This is a genomic window from Micromonospora marincola, assembly GCF_056150385.1.
On the sequence record NZ_JAXCFT010000064.1, the window covers coordinates 1 to 512 of the forward strand.

At 68.9% G+C, this 512-nt stretch carries 1 protein-coding gene; it reads left to right on the forward strand.

Features of this window, described 5'->3' with window-relative positions; genetic code table 11:
* A partial coding sequence (locus tag SM450_RS31075; RefSeq protein ID WP_474623336.1) for an acyltransferase domain-containing protein occupies positions 1-512 on the forward strand: 512 nt, incomplete at both ends.

Here is a 512-nt window from a genome sequence, read left to right on the forward strand (position 1 = left end):
TCACCGCCCGAGGACGACTCATGCAGGCCGCCACCGCAGGCGGCGCCATGATCGCCATCGAAGCCACCGAGGACGAGCTGACCTCCATGCTCGACCCGGCCACGGTCAGCATCGCCGGGCTGAACTCGCCCACCAGCACCGTCATCTCCGGCGATCCTCAAGCGGTCGCCGAGATCGCCGCACACTGGGCCGGGCAGGGACGGCGTACCAAGAAGCTGACCATCTCGCACGCCTTCCACTCCCCCCACATGGACCCGATCCTGGACGAGTTCCAGGCCATCGCCGCGACCGTCACCTACCACCCCGCGACGATCCCCGTCATCTCCAACCGCACCGGAGACATCGCCCCAGCCTTCGACGCCGCCTACTGGACCCGACACATCCGCGACGCCGTCCGCTACCGGGACATGGTCTCCACCCTCGACGCCGCAGGCGTCACCACCTACGTCGAACTCGGACCCGACAACACCCTCAGCGCGCTGACCCGGGCCTGCCTGCCCGAGGACACCACC